Below are 18,476 nucleotides of genomic sequence, written 5' to 3' on the forward strand. Positions count from 1 at the left end.
CAACCCGTGCCAGACAGTGCGGGTACTACGGGGAACAGCGGTCATCCACCCAGCACGCCCTCAGGTCGTGAGGCCGCTCTGCAGCAGGTAAGCAAGCCCATCGACTCCGTGGAACCCGAGCTTCCCAAGCTGATGGCGCCACCGGAGTTGGCGGGGGCAAGTGGCTTCAGCCCTGCCCTCGCGGTGTTCGAGTGCCTACGATCGCGCGGTGAGCTACGACATCTACTTCTTGCGCCGGCGTGACGGGCAGTCCTGGGATGAGGTCCTGGAGGCGATGGAGGCAGCCGACGACAGCGAGCCGATTCCTGCTCGGCTCCTCGAAGCCTGGGGTCGAATAGTCCCGCACGCCCGGGCCCTGCTGGGTGAAGTGGACATCACGGAGTATGAGCAGGAGTCGCGGGACCTGAGCCACTCGGACACGGGCATCGACCTGTCCGTCTTCGGTGACGAGGTGAGCATCACTGTGCCTTATTGGCATGCGGGGGACAACGCTGCGGTCGTGCTTGGCAAGGTCTTCGCCCTTTCGGCCATCGTCGAGAAGGAGACCGGGCTGACTGCCTACGACCCCCAGGTGGAGCGTCCGCTGGCCGAGGCGTCACCGCAAGGCGTGATCGGGCTGATGTCTCGGACCACCGAGGACTTGCGCAGCCGATACGGTGGCTGACCACCCGGCAACGGAAGAACCGGCGAAACCCCGGGCCGCCTGTTCGCCGCGTGCCACAGCCGTGCCAGATACAGAGGTCAACCACGGTCAATAGGAGTAGCTAGCGGGCGTATCCCCACCTGTTAGCTCGGCCGGTGAAGCCGCAGGTCACCCGCAGGGCGCCCCAGCCGCTCTCCTAAGAGGGCGTTTGAAGTGGGCAACTTGCCGTTTACGTCCTAGTACGTTCCTCGCCAGGTGGGTGTCGTCTCGTCCGTTATGCGCCTGGTGAGGTTGCCGATCGAGGCGATGTGGATCATGGCCTCGGAGCTGGTGGTGAGGGTCTCGTAGTCGCGGGCGAGGCGGCGGTGCATCATGAGCCAACCGATACTCCGCTCGACCACCCAGCGCCTTTTTACGATCTGAAAGCCGCGGGTCTCCGGGTTCCTGTTGACGACTTCGACATCGATTCCGAGGCGGGCGCCGTGCTCGACGACAGCGTTCTTGAAGCCGGTGTCGACCCAGCTCTTGGAGAGGGTCGGGTACGTCTCCTTCGCCTGGTCGAGGAGACGGATTCCCAGGGCGTTCTCCGACAGGCTGGCGGCGGTGACGGTAACGGCGAGGATGAGGCCGATCGTGTCGGTGAGGATGCCGCGCTTCCGACCGACGATCTTCTTCGCGGCGTCCGTTCCCTGGCTGGTCACGGGCACGTTGGTGGAAGTCTTCACGCTCTGGGTGTCGATCACGGAGGCGGTCGGTTCAGGCTTGCGCCCTTCCTTCACGCGGGCCAGTCCGGTCAGGTCGTAATTGAGCCGGGCGAAGATTCCTTCGTCGCGCCAGGCCGCGTAGTAGGCATAGACGGTGCCGTGGTTCGGGAAGTCATGTGGAAGGTATTTCCAGGGGATTCCCGTGCGGTTCACGTAGAGGATCGCGTTGAAGACGTCGCGTAAATCGACTTTGGCCGGCTGCCCGGTTGGCCTGCGGTCGAGCCGGGCCTTTCTCCAGGCCGTCAACGTCGGCTCGATCAGGGCCCATCGGGCGTCGGACAGGTCGCTGGGGTACGGCTTGCGCTCGCTCACGACGTAGCGTGATCATGAGCGAGGCGGAATGTTCGATTCCGCTGTTCATTGGGCGATTCCACGGCAACTTCAAACCAGACGGACTTCCAGGCATGGAAGCGAACGAGACGGATGGCTGAGCATCCGCCCTGGAGACCGCCATTCGCCACCTACGGGATGAAGGCCCCCAAAGCAGGGCAGGGGCGAGAGCCGCATTTAGGGCTTAACCTGCATAAACGCCCTCTAAGTGGGCGGTTCGTGGGGTGATGTCCATTTCCGGCTGAGGTTGGAGCAAGGTTGCGTCGGCTATTGCTTCCTGGCGAAGTTGCCGGTGTCGGCCTCGGTGAGGATCCCGAGTTTGACCAGGCGTTTCAGCTTGGCGCGGGTGCCTTCGACGTTCTTTGGCAGCAGGTCGTGGCCCAGGGCTTCGCAGACGTCCTTGGCCCGTAGCGGTCCGGTTGTCTGGTTGAAGGCGGTCAGGATGCGGGGGTAGTCCGGGTGCTCGGGCAGGTCCGGTGCGACGTTCGGGAGCCGGTCGGCGAGGCCGGTGACGGTCGTGCGGGTGATCGCGAGGTGTTCGAGGTGCATCTCGGCCTCCCGCAGCCGGGTCTGCAGGCCGTCAATCTGCGTGCGGAGGTCGTCGGCCAGGGCCCGGGCGGCGTCTTCCTGGAGGTCCAGGGCGTCGAGCAGGGGCTGGAGGTTCACCCTGCCGCCGCCTTCGCCTCGTGCCAGGTGGGGGCGTTCGCGCCGGTGAGGCGGCGGGTCATGACGTGGGTCATCGCCCAGTAGACGCGCGAGGCGGAGGAGGAAGGGCGGTGCTCGTAGTCGCGGACCAGGCGGCGGTGCAGTATCAGGATGCCGTAGGTCTGCTCGACCCTCCATCGCTTCGGCTGCGGCACGAACCCCTTGACCTGCGGGTCGCGTGCGACGATCTCGACGTCGATGCCCAGGCCGGCGCCGTGCGCGACGACCTGGTTCTTGAAGCCCTGGTCGACCAGGGCTTTGCGGACGCTTCCGCCGGCGTGCTCGGCGACCTGGTCCAGCAGGAGGATGCCCGCGGCGTTGTCGTGGGTGTTCGCGGCGAGGACGACGACTGCGATGACCAGGCCGAGGACGTCCACGGCCAGTCCGCGTTTGCGGCCGGGCACCCGCTTGGCCGGATCATGGCCGGTCGTGGCGGCAGGGACCCCGGCGGCCACGTGGACACTCTGGGTGTCCAGGACCACCAGGGTCGGGTCCTCTAATCGGCGGGCGCGTTCACGGACCTGGCAGCGCAGAAGTTCATGGATGACCTGGTCGGTGCCGTCGTCCCGCCAGGCGGCGAAGTAGTAGTAGGTCGCGCTCTTGGGCGGCAGGTCGTGCGGGAGATAGGCCCACTGGCAGCCGGTTCGCCCCTGGTAGAGGATCGCGTTCACGATCTCCCGCATGTCGTAGGCGCCCTGGTGGCCGCTGACCGAGCGGTGCCGGTCCTTCCACGCGGTGATCACCGGCTCGATCAATGACCACTGCTCGTCCGATAAGTCACTCGGGTACAACTTGCGTTCACTCACCCGGTCACCTCACCAGATCAGCACCCGTGGACCGGCGGATTCCGTCCTGCCGCCACACCATCAGGCGACAGCAGAACCACTCAAAGACTCACGAACCGCCCACTCAAATTTGCTTCGGGACGAAGAGGTCAACCTCGCTTTGGGGTTGGACCTAAGGTTCAGATTGGCATGAACTTTGACGGTCCCGTCAGACCCGCTGACTAACCTGGCGGCATGGATGAGCGATGCATACACGACTTAGTTGTCCAACAGTGCGTGGACTGCGCTCCTGTCCCTGAGGGCCTGGTCAAGTTCGTCTACATCACAGCCGGGGGCGAGGTCTTCCACCGCTCTTCGGCCTGTAAGGCCCTGGAGGATGGGCAGGAGTACGCCCTGAGTGTGGGCATGGACACTCATCCTCGGCGTCGTGTCGCGCTGGCCGAAGCCACGGCGGAGGGACGTGGCGCGTGCGCCTATTGCTTCTGGGACTACCAACCCAGATGAGGAGCAAGAGGTGAAGCCTGGCTCGCTCGGATCGACATCCACGGCTGACATCAACGAGGCCGGACAGCGACGTACATCAGCGTCTCTGTCAGGCCGCCGCACCAGTCCACAACAGCAGCCGGAACGGGCTCGGATCGAACTCCTAAAGCGGTGATCAGCCCACCGTGGTCTGCCTGTGGACAGGTCTCACCTGACCAAAAGTATGTGAGCCACCATGACAAAACGGGGAGAGGAACCCGGAATCGCGGTCCGGGTTCCTCTCCCGTCGAGGTGGAACGGGGAGTACGCCGCCAGCTCGCCCCTCAGTGCCGCTGGGGCTCACTCACCGCGAGGAGGTGCCCCCGGCTGGTCGCAACGCGGAGCACGTCTCGCAGAACCCCGGTCAGCTCCTGTGCCAGCCGACACAGGTCTTCCGCGTCGGCGTCCTCGTCAGCGAGGGTTTCCGGGGCTTGGTTCAACAACTCCGCTGCCGTGCCCAGTTGTATCGCCTCGATGTTGTCCGCCAGGCGGGACATGTACCCGCCCCTGTCGTCGGTGCTCAGGTAACAGGGCTTGCCCTCCGCTCCCGACCACGGGAGGAGTCGCAGTTCGTCCGGTGCCGTCATCCTTGCGTCTGCCTCTCGTCGGTCATGTGGTGGGTCGTGAAGACGGCATCGACGCGGTCCCCCGGGAACACCAGAAGCGCCGCCTCGACGACTCGCCCGGTGGGGTCAGTCGTGACGCGTGTGATCGCGAGGACCGGCCCGGTGGAGTTGGTCCGGAGGGTTGATGCTTCGTCCGGTGTAGGTGGGCGGGCACAGACCGTCTCCCGGACAGCAGCCGGCGGCACGCCGAGGACGGCGAATCTCGTGACCGCCTCACGGCACGATGGTTCGTGGTCGAGCATCCCGGCCGGTGCCAGGTCCCGCGGGATGTAGATGCGTGCCAGTCCATGCGGTGACTCCCCCTCATGGCTGACGCAGACGTACTCTGCGAGGGGGCTGCCCGTCGGCACCTTCAGCAACGTCGTCAGACGCCCGTCCGCCTGAACCGTGTTGCTGCGCACGGTGACCCGCAGGGCTGCCTCAGCGGCCGTCCACGGGTCCAGCGTCCCCCATCCACCGACATACACGATCTTGCGGAGCGGGCGACGGACGAAGTTGCCTTTGCCGTGAATCTTCTCGACGAGGCCTTCGCCCTGGAGGACTGCGAGGGCGCTGCGCAGTGTCACCGTGCTGACCTTGTAGCGGTCGGCCAGACCGGCTTCGGACGGCAGGCGTTCACCGGGCTTGATGCGGCCGGTCGTGATCTGATGCCGGAGGTCGTCGGCGATGTCGTGATGGCGTGAGGACACGGACCGGTCACCGCCTTCTCATCATCCGCACGGCGACGAGCCGGGTACGCGTGTGCATGGTCAGCAGCTCGCCCGACTCGAAGAGCAGTTGCTTAGCGCCTTGGGGAAGTTGGAAGAGGTCCTGTACCCGGCAGGCTCGGCCGCCAAGTTGGATGATGTCGCCGCGCTGCACCGTGGTCGCGGTCACCTCGATGTTGGAGGCCAGCGCGCTCCTGGGGGTCCGGTCGATCACTGCCCTACCTCCGCGTCCGTGGTCCGGTCGGGCATCGAGTGGCACGGGCAGTCGCACGTCTCGTAGACCACCGGGAGGCCGACCGGCGCCGACGCCGGGGAGGATTCCGCGCAGGTGGAATGCGTGCCGATCCGGCATGCGGTCGATCGGTAGGGGACGGCCGCGGCGTCGGTGTTGTGAGGCTGTCGGCGAGAGGTCATCCGTGGACCCCCACGAGGGCCGACCATGCCTCAGCCGGTAGACGAGGAGCGACGACGACTGAACGCGTCCGTACGCGCCTCTCCCAGGCCAGCACGTACGGACGGACGAGCGCGACGTCCTCACCCGGGAGCGGGTGTCGCCGATTCACGATGTCGAGGGCCTGGCCCAGGGTGGCCGCCGGCTCGCCGGTGGACGCGGGGGAAGCGAGAGCGGCCGGCGGCCGGTAGGGCGTTAAGGGGCGGCGGTGCCTGCCCTTGGGGAAGTACCGCGCTCTGGTGAGCGAGGCGGCACGGCGGATACGGTTGAGCACGCTGATCGGCTCCTATCGCTGATGGCTCGGTCCCCCGACATCGCCCGTCGCGGGGACCGCTTTGCGTACGACCGCCCAGAGAGTGCGGTCGTTCAGGCTGGTGGCGAGGAGCCCGAACCGATCGGCCTCCGCCACCACTTCAAGGACCTCCCGCCATGACTCGGCGGAGAGCGATTCCGGCACCTCCGCCTTGACCGTCGTGTACCAGTCGTGCTCCTCCACGCGAGCGAAAAGCCCGACGGCGGACAGCCGAGCGGCGATGGCCACCGCGCTTACTCCCGAAGCGGGCACAGGGCAGCCTCCGTCACCGGCGATCACTTTGAGTGAAGCTAGTTAACTAGATTAGAGCTAGTGGACTAGATTTTCCATATGCCTGAGCAGCCGCCCTATCTCCGCGTCGCCGACGAACTCCGGCGGCGAATCGCGGAGCACGTATGGGAGCCGGGGGGGTCGCCTGCCGTCCCGCGCCCAGATCGGCCAGGAGTGCGGGGTCGGCGAGAACGTGGTCCGTCGGGCTCAGGAGCTGCTGATCTCCCAGGGTGTGCTGGAGGGCCGCGCCGGTTCGGGTACGTACGTCGCCGAGCCCCGGCAGCGCGTGCGCATGGTCCGGTCGTCCGCGCGCGAGCAGCCCGACGGGTCGCCGTTCCGGGCTGACATGAAGGCCTTGGGCAAGCAAGGGGACTGGGAGAGCCGGACCGACGCCAAGGTGCCGGCGCCCGCGGACATCGCAGCGCGGCTCGGTATCGCCGAGGGCGACCTGTGCGTCCGCACGACGTACGAGTTCCTGGCCGACGGCAGGCCGATGCAGTTGTCGACGAGTTGGGAGCCGTACGACCTCACCGGCGGCACGCTCGTCGTCCTCCCCGAGGGAGGGCCGCACGCCGGGGCGGGTGTGGTGAACCGCATGGCCGCGATCGGCGTGACCGTCAGCCACGCCGTGGAGCAGCCGGAACCGAGGCAGGCGACCGCCGAGGAGGCGTCACTCCTGGGCATCCAGAAGTCCGCGCTCGTCACGCACATCCGGCGGACGTACTACAGCGACCAGGGGCGGCCCGTGGAGACGGCGGACATCGTGGTGCCCGCCGCGCACTGCGAGATCGTCTACGAGATCCCGATCAACCGTCCGTAGCGGTCCGTCGGATCCCGAGAAGCAGGTCTGTGGGTGCCGTACTCACCTTCGACGCCGGATGTACCAACCCGCCACCAGCACGATGAGAATGGCGACCACGAAGGCCCATACGGTCGTTGCACCGTGGTACGAGCGGTAGGCCACTACAGCAAGCATGCTCAGGCGGATACCCCGGGCGGGCGGCTCCAGCCGACATGCATCGCCCACCCCTCTGTCGCATGTGTGTCGAAGACGCCACAGGCCCGCAGTAATCAATGGAAGAACACGAGGTCAGAGGGCGTACACCGGTGATCTCACCCAGCGCCTTCTAAGCGCTTGGCCGCAGGTTCGAGTCCTGCCGGGGGCGCATATAACCTCTCACCTGCGAAAACGCGTGAGGGGCTTTTTCGCGCCCGGATGCACATCGCTCTGGAGCAGGCACCTTCGCCTGTCCGTAATCGCGGGTAACGGTGTAGCACCGGGTAGCACACCTTCGCTATCGTGGACAGCATGACAGCGCAGCCGGAGATCACTCAGCGCGATCTGCGCACCCGCTCCAAAGAGATCATGGACGCCGTCCAGGGAGGACAGGCGTTCACCGTCACCCGCGACGGGCATCGTGTCGGCGAGCTGATCCCGCTCCGCCGCCGTCGCCGCTTCGTTGCCCGCGCCGAGTTCGCGGCCATGTCACGTACCGCCCCTGACATCTCGCTGGACGCCTTCCGCGACGACCAGGACGCCGTCGTCGAGCAGGAGTTGGGTGACCCGTATGCCCGTTGAGCACGAGCAGGGCCTGCTCGACACCAACATCATGATCCTGCGCAAGTGGATCGACGCCGACGAGCTACCTGCCGAGATGGCCATCAGCACCATCACCCTCGCGGAACTCTCCGCAGGCCCCCACCAGGTGCGTGGCGGCGAGCAGAGCGACTACGACGAACACGCCGAGCGGGCCCGCCGCATGGACGTCCTGCAGCGCGCCGAAAACGAATTCGACCCCATCCCCTTCGACGTGGAGGCGGCCCGCATCTACGGCAGAATCTGCGCCGCCGTCGTCTCCACGGGCCGCAAGCCCCGTCGCCGTGTGGCCGACCTGATGATCGCCGCCGTCGCGGCCGCCGAGGGACTCCCTCTGTTCACCACCAACCCCGACGACTTCAAGGGCCTTGACGACTTGATCACCATCGTGCCCGTCACCCGGCCCGAGATCCTGCACGACCGGTAGTACCCCGTCGGCCCCGCCCTGCGCCGGAAGCCAGGGTGGTTCCACTCCCGGTCGCGGACACCACCACCCGTCACCGAATCACGTCACCCGGTCTGCACGGAGATGGCGCCCGGAGCCTCGGTACCGGCCGGCACGCGCCCATACAGTTACCCGATGACGCCGATCAGGAAGTTCCAAGTCACCTTCGACTGCGCAGAACCCGAGCGGCTCGCTCGTTTCTGGTGCGAGGTGCTGGGGTACGTCGTACCGCCGCCACCGTCGGGGTTTGCCACTTGGGACGCCTTCAAGCGCTCGCAGCCACCTGAGCAGCGGGATTCCTGGTTCGCCTGCGTCGATCCCTCAGGGGTGGGCCCGCGGCTGTACTTCCAGCGTGTCCCCGAGGGGAAGGCCGCCAAGAACCGGGTGCATCTTGATGTGCGGGTCGGCACCGGACTCGTGGGGGAAGAACGCCTCGCCGCACTTGAGGCGGAATGCGCACGACTGGTCCCGCTCGGTGCGGTGCACGTGCGCACGCTGTACGACGGCGATGATTCGTGCATCCCGATGCTGGACATCGAGGACAACGAGTTCTGCATCGACTGAGAGGCCGCGAACGTGCCTTCGCCCCGTCCCCATGAGCCACGGCGAAGGCACGAGGGGCGGTCATCAGCCAAAGGTCACCCGGAAATGACAGCAAGCGCTTTGACGGCATTCGTGCGCGAGCGACCGGCGAAGACGCAGTTGAGCACATCGCTCAACCCCTGACACCTTCTGAGGGGTCCTTGCACTATGAGCGCCCGATGAGGTCGCGTGGTCCGGTTGGTCCGGTGCCGTGCGTCGCAAGGCGCCACAGAGCCCTCGCAGCGGAGCTACCAGGGCTCCTCGGCAACGCGGCGAGGTGCGGTGCCGGACCGTGCGACCCGGGCGGGCATAGTGCAAGGACCCCTCAGCGCTTGGCCGCAGGTTCGAGTCCTGCCGGGGCGCCACCAGCTCACTCTCAGGGCGCGGCGTCTTGCAGGCCGGATGGACTTCTGAGCCATCCGCGCGAATCCGCCCCGCCTCCTGCGACGGGCGGCAGGTCCGGCTGCCCCGGCTGAAACCGGGCCTCTACGGCCGTCTGTCCCCCGGGCGTCCCCCGGAATCCCCCTCTTCTGCGACTCCCGGTTCAGCGCCTCCGCACATGACGAAGGCGGCCAGGGGCCCACTCTCGTGGGCCCCTGGCCGCCTCACGCCGTTTCCGGGACGTACCGTACGGTTCTGATCGGCTTCAGGCAGGTGTGCGGCCGGCCGGTGCCGCACACCGTGCGCAGACGGTGTGCGGCACCGGCACGCCGTGGCCCGCCCGCGCAACGGCCCGAGCAGGCGCTATCCGCGCGGGTTCGTCCGCACCGCACACTCACTCAGCTCCGGCGGGCGCTTCCTCGGGGCAGGCATCGCCCGGGCGCTCGTGAGACCCGCCTGCCCCTGTGCCGCCTCTCCCCACGCCCCACGCCCCACGCCCCGGGGAAGCCTCACGGTTCGTGGTGCGTCGCCGCCGGGCCGGGCCGCGCCGCGGGACGACCTGTCGCGTCGCCGGGAGCGGCCTGGATGACGCGCGGGGCCGCTGCCCCGTCCAGGGCCGGCTCCGCCGGGCTGGACGGGGCCTGGTCGGACTTCATCGCCCTGGCCTCGCTCTTGAGGATGCGGGCCGACCTGCCCATGGAGCGGGCGAGTTCGGGGAGCTTCTTGGCGCCGAAGAGCGATATGACGACGATGAGGACGATGGCGAGTTCACTGATGCCGAACATGTGGGTGTTCGTCTTCTCCCCGGACAGCGGGCGGCAGGGCGGCTAGAGGTGGCCGGCGATGGCGGGCATCAGGTCCTGGAAGGTGCGGCCCTCGGCCGGTTCCCCGATGGCGGACATGTGCCAGGCGCCTCCGGAACGGTGGACCTTCGCCATGATCTGAGCGGTGTAGGGGCCGCCGCCGGAGAGGGTGTAGCGGGCCAGTTCCCGGCCGGTGTTCTCGTCGACCAGACGGCAGAAGGCGTTCTGCACCTCGGTGAAGGTCTGCCCGGTGAAGGAGTTGACGGTGAAGACGATCTGATCCACGTGGGCGGGCAGGCGCGACAGGTCCACGAGGACCGACTCGTCGTCGCCCTCGCCGGCGCCGCCGACGAGGTTGTCGCCGGTATGGCGGACCGAGCCGTCATCGCTGACCAGGTGCTGGAAGTAGACGACGTCGATCGGCTGGGTGCCGGCGAAGAGCACCGCGGAGGCGTCCAGGTCGATCTCGCGGGCGGTCAGCCTGGCGAGGAAACCCTTGCGCGGGGCGGCCTGCCAGCCAAGTCCCATGCGTACGACGCTGAGCGGTTGCCCGCCGGTCTTCTCCAGGCTGATCTGCTGGCCCTTGGTCAGCGTGATTCCCACCGGTTTCCTCCTGGCGCTTCGGGAGTTGAGTACGGAGCCCCGGCGGTGCGCCGGGGCAGCCCACGCGAATCTACAGCACTGTAGAAGTGGCGGGCGGGGGCGCGCCCGGCCTCGACGGGTACGGCACGGCCCCGCGGGACCCGTCCGGTCTGCGGGCTCGCCCGCGGGAGCGGCGTCAGTCGCGGGAGGAGTAGGTGGGGCCGGTGAAGTCCGGGCTGCTGTAGCCGGGGCGGGTGCGCCGCCGCTCAGGAGGCGGGACGGAGCGGGATCGCGGCTCGCGGGTGGGCACCCGGCGCAGCTGGCGCCGCAGGAACGGGAGCATTCCGCGCTCCAGCAGAGCCCGGCGCCATTCCGCGTGCGCCTGGGCCACGGAGGCCGTATCCGGTTGTGGGCGGTGGGGGGTGGCGCGGTGCCGCACCGCGGTGACCACGAGCCCGGCACCCGCCACCGCGGCGGCGAGCACCGCCACGGCCCCGGCGACCCAGCCGGCACTGATCAGCGTGTCGGCAAGGGGCTGCTGGACGCCGGCCAGGTGGAGCCCGTAACCGAGGAACAGGAATACGACCGCCGCCACGACGGACAGGACCGGAGTGAGCACGGCCAGTGCCGCCGGCAGCCCGTTGCCGACGGCGGCGGGGGCGGCGGGGGCGGCGGGGGCGGGGGCGGGGGCGGACCGCCGCGGCCGGCCGGGGCGGTCCGGGACGGCCGCGGTCCGCAGTCGGAGCAGGGCGGCGTACTCGGTGGCGGCTTCGGCTGCGATGGTGTCCGCCGCGGCCAGCGCCCGGGAGCGCAGCTGGCCTTCGGTGACCTGCGCGGTCGGCCGGCGCAGGGCCTCTCGTATGTCGGGGGCACCCAGCGCCTCGTGCAGCGTGTGTTCGAAGTCGGTCCTGTCGACGGTTTCGAGACAGCCCGGCTCGAGCATGAGGATCCCCCGGATCGTGTGGTGCGGGTCGGCGCCGCGGCCGTGCGGACCCGCGGCGGGCGTGCGGCAGCGGACGTGCCCGTCATGGGCGGCCGGGCGTACGGTCCGGCCTCTCCGCGGTGCGTGACGGCGGGTCAGACGCCGACGCCGAAGTCCGAGGCGATGCCCGTCAGGCCCGAGGCGTAGCCCTGGCCGACGGCGCGGAACTTCCACTCGGCGCCGTTGCGGTACAGCTCGCCGAAGACCATCGCGGTCTCGGTGGCGGCGTCCTCCGACAGGTCGTAGCGGGCGATCCCGGCACCGCCGGCCTGGTTGACGACGCGGATGTGGGCGCCGCGGACCTGGCCGAAGCTCTGACCGCGGCCCTCGGCGTCATGGATGGAGACCGGGAAGACGATGCGGTCGACCTCGGCGGGCACGGCGGTGAGATCCACCTTGACCACCTCGTCGTCGCCCTCGCCCTCGCCGGTGAGGTTGTCGCCGGTGTGCTCGACGGAGCCGTCGGGGCTCCTGAGGTTGTCGTAGAAGACGAAGTGCCGGTCGGAGGGGACCTTGCCGGCCACGTCGACGAGCAGCGCGGAGGCGTCGAGGTCGTAGTCGGTGCCGGTGGTGGTCCTGACGTCCCAGCCCAGACCGACCAGGACCGCGGTCATACCGGGGGCTTCCTTGCTGAGCGAGACGTTGCCGCCCCTGGCGAGGCTCACACCCATGCCGTACCCCTCTTCCATGTCCAGGGACCAGGCGAATTCGCCCGGTCCGCCGAGTGACCGAACCCGAAATCTACAGCACTGTAGAATTTGTTGTGCGGTGTCGGGGCCGCCCGGCCCGCGATCGGATCCGGTTCGCGGTGGTGCCGGGCCGGTCAGCCGCGCAGTCCGGGGTGGCCGGGGCCGATGGTGAGGGTCACCACGCCGGGTGCGGCCTGCGGGTCCTGCCGGGGGGTGGCGGGGGCCTTGAGGCGGGCGGTCAGGGCCTTCGCCTGCTCTTCGAGGCCGGGCGGGTAGGTCACGGTGGTCTCCTTCGCCGGAGTGGGGGCGTTCCCGGTGCCGGTGACCGTGTAGCCGGCTGCGCGCAGTTGTTCGGCGGCGGTGGCCGCCCGGCCGGACGTGCCGGTGCCGTTGAGGACCTGGACGGTGACCGTGCGGGCCGGGACCGGCCTGGCGGCGGCCAGTTCGTCCTTGTCGACTTCCCGGTCCTCGGCGAGAGCGGTGAAGAGGGTCTGCGCCTGGGGGTACTGCCAGGCGATGTTGGCCTTGTCCGAGGGGACGTCCAGTTCGCGTGGGTAGTTGGGGACGGTCAGGAAGGTGAGCCGGTCCTCGGGTATGCCCTTGAGGCTGGAGGCGAGGCCGGCCAGGGGTTTGATCCCGGCGAGGCCCTCGTCGGTGGTCAGCGACCTGGTCGCCGAGTCCAGGAAGGAGTACAGGTCGCCCGGGCTGGCCAGCCTGTCCTGGGCCCTGGCGGCCAGGGCCCGCATGAATTCCTGCTGGCGCCCGATGCGTCCGATGTCGGAGCCGTCGCCGACGCTGTAGCGGGTGCGGACGTAGCCGAGGGCCTGCTCGCCCTTGACCGTCTGGCATCCGGCTTCCAGGTCGAGGTGGGCCTTGGTGTCGCGGATCGCCTGTTCCGGACAGACCTCGATGCCGTCCAGCGCGTCGACCATGCCCTTGAAGCCCTGGAAGTCGACCGAGAGGAAGTGGTCGATGCGCAGCCCGGTGTTCTGCTCGACGGTCTTGACGGTGCAGGCGGCGGCGCCGCCGATGTCGCCCGTGGTGCCGCCGATCGCGAATGCCTCGTTGATCTTGAAGTGGTGCGGGGTGGAGGTCGTGCCGTTCCCGCGGTCGCAGGCGGGTATCCGCACCCAGGAGTCGCGGGGCAGGGAGACCACGGCGGCCCAGTTCCGGTCCGCGGCGATGTGCAGCACCATCAGGGTGTCCGACTGCATGGTGGTCGGGCCCCTGCCGTACTCGGCGTTGTCGCCGTCCCGGCTGTCCGAGCCGACCACCAGGATGTTCTTCGTGCCGGGGCTGAGGTTGGCCGGTCGGTCCCCGCCGACCTTGTCGTCGATGCCAACGGCCTGGATGTTGCCGTCGAGTCGCTGGTACAGCCAGGAGCCGGCGCCGCCCACGACGAGCAGGAGGGCGAGGACGGCGCCGGTGAGGGCCAGGACCCTCCCTCGCCGGGTCAGCCGGGTCCCGGTGCGCCGGCCGTCCCGGGAACGGGCACCCGGCCCGCCGCGTCGGCGGGCCGCGCCATGCTGTCCGTCCACGTGTCCGCCTCCCCTGCCGCCCGGTTCGACGGTCGGCTGTGCTGTGTCGTGATTCCGCCCGGCGGCCCCCTGCCTCCGGACCGGCGGAGTCAAGAATCTACAACGGCGTAGAAGATGGCGGGGCCAGGGGGCATCGTGAACGTGTGCGAGGGCATGCTTCCCTGCCTCGCGTCCGGCAGCGGCGGAGAGGAGCGACAGGTGGACGAGGAGCGTGACGAGCCGCCGCGTGGCCGTCCCCGCAGAGGGCCGGGCGAGCTGGAGGCCGGTGTGCCGGCCGCCCTGGGCGGTGCGCCGGGGCCGGTGACGGCCGGCTGGGTACGTGAGCGGGTCGATCCCGCTCTCGCCTGCACCACGGTGGTGACCACGCTCACGAGGCCGCACGGCAAGCAGGCCGTGGTACGCCACCGCGACGGACGCTCCTACGTCTGGAGCGCCGTCGCCGACGCGGCGGAGCCGGCCGCCCGGCGCACGCACCGGGTTCTCGACGAGGAGAGCGACCGGGACGCCGTACTCAGCCGTTTCGTCGCCGGCCTGTCCCCGGACGAGGAACGGTCGCTGCGACTGAGGCTCGACGCCGCCACGGACACGGGCGGCTGATGCCTGCGCCCCGCCACGGCCGCGCCCCGCCGGAGCGGGGCCTTGCCCAACGCCCGGGAGCGGGCATCGTGGGAACGGTGCCGGGCGGGCGGGGCGGGCTCAGTACGATGAACCGTCCCCGCAGCGGCGGGCGGGGCCGAGAGGCGGGAGGTTGGCGGTATGACGGACCAGAACAGGGGCGGCCCCGAGCAGTCCCCGCGCCGGCGCGGCCAGGGTGAGCTGGAGACGCAGGTGCTCGCTGCGCTGCACCAGGCTCCCGGAGCGGTCACCGCGGGCTGGGTCCAAGAACGCCTCGGCGGCACCCTCGCCTACACCACGGTGATGACCATCCTGACCCGTCTGCATGCCAAGAGCGCGGTCGCCCGCCGGCGGGCGGGCCGCTCGTTCGAGTGGACCGCCGTCGCCGACGCGGCCGGGCTGGCCGCTCTGCGGATGCGGAAGGTCCTGGACGCCGAGAGCGACCGGGAAGCGGTCCTGGCCCACTTCCTGACCAGCCTGACACCGGGCGACGGTCAGCTGCTGCGCGATCTGCTGGCCCAGGGCCCCGGTGAGGAGAAGGGCTGAACGCCATGGGGGTCTTCGTCTTCCTGCCGCTGGTGCTGCCGTTAACGGCCTGGCCGGTCGCCCGCCTCGCCGAACAGCATCTGCAGCCCAGGGCGGCGACCTGGCTGCTGTCGGCGGTCGCCGGGGTCCTCGCGGTGTGCAGCACCCTGTGCCTGGCCCTGCTGATGGTGGTCGGCACCGCGCAGCTTCCCGGCAACCCGCTGCCCGACGGCTGGTCGGACCCGGAGGTCCGCGAGGCGGTGCCCTACGACGAGATCGCGGGAAAGGCCGCCATTCCCGCCCTGATCGCGGTACTCGCCGCGTGCGTCAGGACGGCGTGGCGCCATCACCGCGTACGCCGCCGGGCCGAGAGCGCCCTCGCGGGCCTGCCGGCAAGGGCGGTGGCGGTGTTGCCCGACGAACTGCCGTACGCCTACGCGCTGCCCGGCAGGCGCAACCGGATCGTGGTCACCACCGGGATGCTCGACGGGCTCGATTCGGCCGAGCGGCGGGCGCTGTTCGCCCACGAGCGTGCCCATCTGACCCACCGCCACCACCGGTTCCTGCTCACGGTGCGGCTCGCCGCACGGGCCAACCCGTTCCTGCGGCCGTTGCGGACCGCCGTCACGTACTGCGCGGAGCGGTGGGCGGACGAGGAGGCGGCCACCGCTGTGGGCAGCCGGCGCACCGTGGCACTGGCGATCGGCAAGTCCGCCCTGATCTCCCGGGGCGCGCCCGTCGCCACGCTCGCGCACTTCGCGGCCCCGGGTCCGGTGCCGCGCCGGGTCGCCGCCCTGTTCGGGCCGGCTCCTGCCACCCGGATCTGGCCGCCGGTCTTCACCACGGTGGGCCTGGCCGCCTGGACAGCCGCCGCGGGCACCGCCGTTTCGGCGCTGTCCTCGGCGAACTCGGCCGTCACACTGTTCCTCATCCTGCACGCGGCCACCCCGCCGTAACGGAAGTCCCGCCCTGCGGTGCGAAGGGCGGGACTTCCGTTCGGCGCCGGCCCCTGGAGGGCGCCCTGCCGGCCGGCCACGGGCCTTGAGGCGTTCGAGGGCGGCCACGCCCGCGGCATCGAGGCCGATCCGGACGAACCATCCGGTCCGGCCGACGACCTTGGTGTCCGCCGCTCCCGGCCCGCGGCGACACCGGTGCCCACGAGGCTCTCGGCGATACCCGCACCGACCGTCCACGGCACGCCACGCGCTGACGGTTCGGCAGAACCAGCCGTCCCGGCGCCCCGATGGCGACGCCGGTCAGGAGGGCATCGGTGACTCCGGAGACCTCCGCGCCCGTCCCCTTTCCCGCCCCGTGCGGAAAGGCTCAGGGCTCCGGCGGAGCATGCCGCGGACGCGGGTGCCTGCACGCCCCTCCCCGGGCTGGGCAGGCACCGCCGGTTTCCCTCCGCCTCGACCCGCCGGGCGGCCCCTAGAGGTCGAACTCGTGCGGCGGCAGGTCGAGCGTGAAGCACGCCTCGCGGACGACCGCCTGCTCGGTCCTGTCGAAGTCGCCGTCGGCGCCGCCGATGACGATGCCGATCTGGATCACGGCGCGCGCCTCGGCCGGCTTCTTCTTCGCCTTGGCGATCTCCTGCAGCACGCCGACCTTGCCGAAGTCGAAGTCCGCGGTCAGCTTGTCCAGGTTGCCCTCGAAGCGTCGCTGCAGGTCCGCGGCGTCGAAGTTCTGCAGCACTTCGTTGCTCGCGATCAACTGCGCCACGCGGCGCCGCTCGGACGGGTCGATGGTGCCGTCGGCGGCGGCCACCAGCGCGCACATCGCCATGCTCGCATCGCGGAAGGCGCCGCTCTTCAGATCGTTCTTCTTCGCCATGAGCTGGGTCTGCATCGTCGATGCGGACTCCTTGATCCGGTCCCACAGGGCCATGCCCACTCCGTACGTCCCAGGGGCCACCCGGGCCGAAGGAGAGAACGGCCCGGACGACCACGACTTCTACATCGATGTAGAAACTACCAGGGGCGGCAGCGGCGCGAGGACTTCTCAGCCCTCGTCGCCCTCGTCGTCACCTTCGAAGAAGTCGCCCACCTCGTCGACGACTTCGGCCGCGACCATGCCACCGACCACACCGACGGCGAGCCCCGCCGCACCGGCCGCGATCACGGTGCCCATGCCGGGCCCGGAGCCGCCGCCGTGACCGTCACCGTGGCCGTGGTCGCCCTTGTGGGCGTGAGGGCCGTGGGAGGCGTAGGGGTCGCCGTGACCGTAGTGGTCACCGTGTCCGTAGGGGCTGCCGTGGTGCGATGCGCCATGACCGTACGAACCGTGAGCACCGTAGGAGGCACGGTGCTCGACCAGTCGGCGGATCCAGCCGTCGACCTCGGCACTCCAGTCGACCTGCTCGACGCCGTGGTGGCTGACGGTGAAACGGGTCACGGCGTCGTGGCCCCCGGAGAGGAAGCCGCCGCGCTTGTCGGCCTCCAGGACCACCTCCACGCCGCCCGGGTTCGCGAGGAAGGTCACCTCGATCTCGTTGACCTGGTGCGCGTACTGCGGCGCCGGGGCGAGCTCCACCTCCTGGTAGAAGGGCAGCTGCTGGCCGGTCCCGCCGATGTGCCCCCACTCCAGGTCCGCGGATTTGAAGCCGAAGCCGAGCTGCCCGAGCGCCTCCAGGACCGCCTCCTGGACGGGCAGCGGGCGCACCGCGAGCTGGTCGAGGTCGCCCTTGTCCTTCGCGCCCGCCACCGCCAGCTCGGTGCGCACCCCGAGCACGATGCCCAGAGGCTGCCCGTACAGCTCGGTGACGGGGGTCTCCCACGGCAGCATCACACTGAAGGGCACGCTGCGCGTCTCGCCGGCCGCGAGCCGGAAGCTCCCGCCGACGCTGAACCGGTCGAAGACGACCGCGCCCTCGGACTCCCCGTCGTCGTGCTCGGCCTCGACGCGGGCCACCAGCTCCAGGGTGATGTGCTCGATCGTGAAGTCGGCGTCGCCACCCTTCAGGTGGACCTGTCCGCTCAGGGCCCCGCCGGGCAGCACCGCGCCCGGGGCGAGGACCGTGTCCACCGTGGGCCCACCCACGCCGAGCGAACCGAGCAGCCGCTTGAACACCATCGTGGCGTTCACTCCTTCATGTGTACGTACGGTTCTTGACTCCGCCGGGCGGCAGACCCCGAAGGAAGTGGAGCCCGCCGCCCGGCGGAAGGGTTACTTGGTGGCGTCGAGCGCGGCCAGGGCCTGCGCCCAGCGCGCGTACTTCAGCTCGGCCAGATCGGCGACCGTCTTGACGCCGAACGCCTCCTGCAGGAGTTCACCGTCCCGGTCCGAGACCCCCTTCAGCGCGGCGACCGGCGCGGCGAGGATCTCCGGCAGACTCTTGTCCGCCCACGCCTTGTCCAGCATTTTGTCCAGGTCGATCGAAGCCACGACAGCCCTCCCAGGGAAAACGGTTGGATGGTCAGGGCGACGTACCGCCGGGGGTGCGACCGGCGGTACGTTCCCGCTCAAACCGGCGCGCACCCTCCCGCCCCCTTGTCCGCCGCCCGCAGGGCAACCGGAAACATCCGGGCCACCCCGCGCGTCATCTACACGCATGTAGAAGCATAAAGGCAGGCCACCGCTCACGGACGACATCCCGGCGGAACGTCCGAAAAGCACTCCTACGGA

The 18,476-nt window shown here is 69.7% G+C and carries 23 protein-coding genes and 1 pseudogene; 8 read left to right on the forward strand and 16 right to left on the reverse strand.

Features of this window, described 5'->3' with window-relative positions:
- Positions 1-208 precede the first annotated feature (208 nt).
- On the forward strand, positions 209-664 hold the full coding sequence (locus ACWZEH_RS11280; protein WP_456197941.1) for a hypothetical protein: 456 nt from the start codon (positions 209-211) through the stop codon (positions 662-664).
- Positions 665-879: 215 nt separating this feature from the next.
- Here ACWZEH_RS11280 and ACWZEH_RS11285 read toward each other — a convergent pair whose 3' ends face one another.
- From ACWZEH_RS11285 to ACWZEH_RS11320, 8 genes are all read right to left on the reverse strand, one after another.
- Positions 880-1,719: an IS5 family transposase gene (locus tag ACWZEH_RS11285; protein WP_456192207.1), complete on the reverse strand. Its 840-nt coding sequence runs from the start codon at positions 1,717-1,719 to the stop codon at positions 880-882.
- 285 nt (positions 1,720-2,004) lie between these two features.
- Positions 2,005-2,403 (reverse strand): hypothetical protein, encoded by a 399-nt coding sequence (locus ACWZEH_RS11290; protein WP_456193829.1) that lies wholly within the window; start codon positions 2,401-2,403, stop codon positions 2,005-2,007.
- Positions 2,400-3,248, reverse strand: coding sequence for an IS5 family transposase (locus tag ACWZEH_RS11295; RefSeq protein WP_456193830.1), 849 nt, complete (start codon positions 3,246-3,248; stop codon positions 2,400-2,402). The genes ACWZEH_RS11290 and ACWZEH_RS11295 overlap by 4 nt, the downstream gene beginning before the upstream one ends.
- 785 nt (positions 3,249-4,033) lie before the next feature.
- Positions 4,034-4,336 carry a hypothetical protein gene (locus tag ACWZEH_RS11300; protein WP_456197942.1) on the reverse strand — a complete coding sequence of 101 codons (303 nt, stop codon included), beginning with the start codon at positions 4,334-4,336 and terminating at the stop codon, positions 4,034-4,036.
- Entirely contained in the window at positions 4,333-5,064 is a 732-nt protein-coding gene (locus tag ACWZEH_RS11305; RefSeq protein WP_456197943.1) for a GntR family transcriptional regulator, read from the reverse strand. The genes ACWZEH_RS11300 and ACWZEH_RS11305 overlap by 4 nt, the downstream gene beginning before the upstream one ends.
- A 7-nt stretch (positions 5,065-5,071) precedes the next feature.
- Positions 5,072-5,296, reverse strand: a complete 225-nt coding sequence (locus tag ACWZEH_RS11310) for a hypothetical protein (protein ID WP_456197944.1) — start codon at positions 5,294-5,296, stop codon at positions 5,072-5,074.
- A 196-nt stretch (positions 5,297-5,492) separates the two neighbouring features.
- Positions 5,493-5,807 (reverse strand): hypothetical protein, encoded by a 315-nt coding sequence (locus tag ACWZEH_RS11315; protein ID WP_456197945.1) that lies wholly within the window; start codon positions 5,805-5,807, stop codon positions 5,493-5,495.
- Positions 5,808-5,819: 12 nt separating this feature from the next.
- A complete protein-coding gene (locus ACWZEH_RS11320) occupies positions 5,820-6,098 on the reverse strand; it encodes a hypothetical protein (RefSeq protein ID WP_456197946.1) in 279 nt (92 codons plus the stop codon).
- A 78-nt stretch (positions 6,099-6,176) separates the two neighbouring features.
- Here ACWZEH_RS11320 and ACWZEH_RS11325 point away from each other — a divergent pair.
- From ACWZEH_RS11325 to ACWZEH_RS11340, 4 genes and pseudogenes are all read left to right on the forward strand, one after another.
- A pseudogene (locus tag ACWZEH_RS11325) lies at positions 6,177-6,936 on the forward strand (GntR family transcriptional regulator).
- Positions 6,937-7,425: 489 nt separating this feature from the next.
- Positions 7,426-7,695 (forward strand): type II toxin-antitoxin system Phd/YefM family antitoxin, encoded by a 270-nt coding sequence (locus ACWZEH_RS11330; protein ID WP_456197947.1) that lies wholly within the window; start codon positions 7,426-7,428, stop codon positions 7,693-7,695.
- On the forward strand, positions 7,685-8,140 hold the full coding sequence (locus tag ACWZEH_RS11335; protein WP_456197948.1) for a type II toxin-antitoxin system VapC family toxin: 456 nt from the start codon (positions 7,685-7,687) through the stop codon (positions 8,138-8,140). The genes ACWZEH_RS11330 and ACWZEH_RS11335 overlap by 11 nt, the downstream gene beginning before the upstream one ends.
- 153 nt (positions 8,141-8,293) lie before the next feature.
- A complete protein-coding gene (locus ACWZEH_RS11340) occupies positions 8,294-8,722 on the forward strand; it encodes a VOC family protein (protein WP_456197949.1) in 429 nt (142 codons plus the stop codon).
- 908 nt (positions 8,723-9,630) lie between these two features.
- On the opposite strand, the gene tatA is transcribed toward ACWZEH_RS11340, so the two are convergent.
- The 5 genes from tatA to ACWZEH_RS11365 all read right to left on the reverse strand — a co-directional run bounded on the left by tatA (position 9,631) and on the right by ACWZEH_RS11365 (position 13,715).
- Entirely contained in the window at positions 9,631-9,906 is a 276-nt protein-coding gene (tatA, locus tag ACWZEH_RS11345) for a Sec-independent protein translocase subunit TatA (RefSeq protein ID WP_456197950.1), read from the reverse strand.
- A gap of 42 nt (positions 9,907-9,948) precedes the next feature.
- Complete coding sequence (locus ACWZEH_RS11350) at positions 9,949-10,527, reverse strand: TerD family protein (protein ID WP_456197951.1); 579 nt, start codon at positions 10,525-10,527, stop codon at positions 9,949-9,951.
- Between the two features lie 175 nt (positions 10,528-10,702).
- Complete coding sequence (locus ACWZEH_RS11355) at positions 10,703-11,449, reverse strand: hypothetical protein (RefSeq protein ID WP_456197952.1); 747 nt, start codon at positions 11,447-11,449, stop codon at positions 10,703-10,705.
- 134 nt (positions 11,450-11,583) lie between these two features.
- Positions 11,584-12,159 (reverse strand): TerD family protein, encoded by a 576-nt coding sequence (locus ACWZEH_RS11360; RefSeq protein WP_456197953.1) that lies wholly within the window; start codon positions 12,157-12,159, stop codon positions 11,584-11,586.
- 152 nt (positions 12,160-12,311) lie between these two features.
- Complete coding sequence (locus ACWZEH_RS11365) at positions 12,312-13,715, reverse strand: LCP family protein (protein WP_456197954.1); 1,404 nt, start codon at positions 13,713-13,715, stop codon at positions 12,312-12,314.
- A gap of 198 nt (positions 13,716-13,913) precedes the next feature.
- On the opposite strand from ACWZEH_RS11365, the gene ACWZEH_RS11370 reads away from it, so the two are divergent.
- The 3 genes from ACWZEH_RS11370 to ACWZEH_RS11380 all read left to right on the forward strand — a co-directional run bounded on the left by ACWZEH_RS11370 (position 13,914) and on the right by ACWZEH_RS11380 (position 15,811).
- Entirely contained in the window at positions 13,914-14,312 is a 399-nt protein-coding gene (locus tag ACWZEH_RS11370) for a BlaI/MecI/CopY family transcriptional regulator (protein ID WP_456197955.1), read from the forward strand.
- A 159-nt stretch (positions 14,313-14,471) separates the two neighbouring features.
- Positions 14,472-14,876 carry a BlaI/MecI/CopY family transcriptional regulator gene (locus tag ACWZEH_RS11375; protein ID WP_456197956.1) on the forward strand — a complete coding sequence of 135 codons (405 nt, stop codon included), beginning with the start codon at positions 14,472-14,474 and terminating at the stop codon, positions 14,874-14,876.
- 5 nt (positions 14,877-14,881) lie between these two features.
- Positions 14,882-15,811 carry a M56 family metallopeptidase gene (locus ACWZEH_RS11380; protein WP_456197957.1) on the forward strand — a complete coding sequence of 310 codons (930 nt, stop codon included), beginning with the start codon at positions 14,882-14,884 and terminating at the stop codon, positions 15,809-15,811.
- A 472-nt stretch (positions 15,812-16,283) separates the two neighbouring features.
- On the opposite strand, the gene ACWZEH_RS11385 is transcribed toward ACWZEH_RS11380, so the two are convergent.
- From ACWZEH_RS11385 to ACWZEH_RS11395, 3 genes are all read right to left on the reverse strand, one after another.
- Positions 16,284-16,739, reverse strand: a complete 456-nt coding sequence (locus tag ACWZEH_RS11385; RefSeq protein ID WP_456197958.1) for a tellurite resistance TerB family protein — start codon at positions 16,737-16,739, stop codon at positions 16,284-16,286.
- A gap of 114 nt (positions 16,740-16,853) precedes the next feature.
- Positions 16,854-17,924 (reverse strand): sporulation protein, encoded by a 1,071-nt coding sequence (locus ACWZEH_RS11390; RefSeq protein WP_456199542.1) that lies wholly within the window; start codon positions 17,922-17,924, stop codon positions 16,854-16,856.
- Positions 17,925-18,017: 93 nt separating this feature from the next.
- Positions 18,018-18,236 carry a hypothetical protein gene (locus ACWZEH_RS11395; RefSeq protein ID WP_456197959.1) on the reverse strand — a complete coding sequence of 73 codons (219 nt, stop codon included), beginning with the start codon at positions 18,234-18,236 and terminating at the stop codon, positions 18,018-18,020.
- Between the last annotated feature and the right edge of the window lie 240 nt (positions 18,237-18,476).

The organism is Streptomyces yamdrokensis (genome assembly GCF_053890455.1).

Excerpts from the sequence above, each read along its gene's own strand:
- ACWZEH_RS11340 (WP_456197949.1), top strand. The coding sequence starts at position 8,294 with ATGACGCCGATCAGGAAGTTCCAAGTCACCTTCGACTGCGCAGAACCC.
- tatA (WP_456197950.1), bottom strand. The coding sequence starts at position 9,906 with ATGTTCGGCATCAGTGAACTCGCCATCGTCCTCATCGTCGTCATATCG.
- ACWZEH_RS11330 (WP_456197947.1), top strand. The coding sequence starts at position 7,426 with ATGACAGCGCAGCCGGAGATCACTCAGCGCGATCTGCGCACCCGCTCC.
- ACWZEH_RS11355 (WP_456197952.1), bottom strand. The coding sequence starts at position 11,449 with ATGCTCGAGCCGGGCTGTCTCGAAACCGTCGACAGGACCGACTTCGAA.
- ACWZEH_RS11390 (WP_456199542.1), bottom strand. The coding sequence starts at position 17,924 with ATGGTGTTCAAGCGGCTGCTCGGTTCGCTCGGCGTGGGTGGGCCCACG.
- ACWZEH_RS11385 (WP_456197958.1), bottom strand. The coding sequence starts at position 16,739 with ATGGCCCTGTGGGACCGGATCAAGGAGTCCGCATCGACGATGCAGACC.
- ACWZEH_RS11335 (WP_456197948.1), top strand. The coding sequence starts at position 7,685 with ATGCCCGTTGAGCACGAGCAGGGCCTGCTCGACACCAACATCATGATC.
- ACWZEH_RS11360 (WP_456197953.1), bottom strand. The coding sequence starts at position 12,159 with ATGGGTGTGAGCCTCGCCAGGGGCGGCAACGTCTCGCTCAGCAAGGAA.
- ACWZEH_RS11380 (WP_456197957.1), top strand. The coding sequence starts at position 14,882 with ATGGGGGTCTTCGTCTTCCTGCCGCTGGTGCTGCCGTTAACGGCCTGG.
- ACWZEH_RS11300 (WP_456197942.1), bottom strand. The coding sequence starts at position 4,336 with ATGACGGCACCGGACGAACTGCGACTCCTCCCGTGGTCGGGAGCGGAG.
- ACWZEH_RS11375 (WP_456197956.1), top strand. The coding sequence starts at position 14,472 with ATGACGGACCAGAACAGGGGCGGCCCCGAGCAGTCCCCGCGCCGGCGC.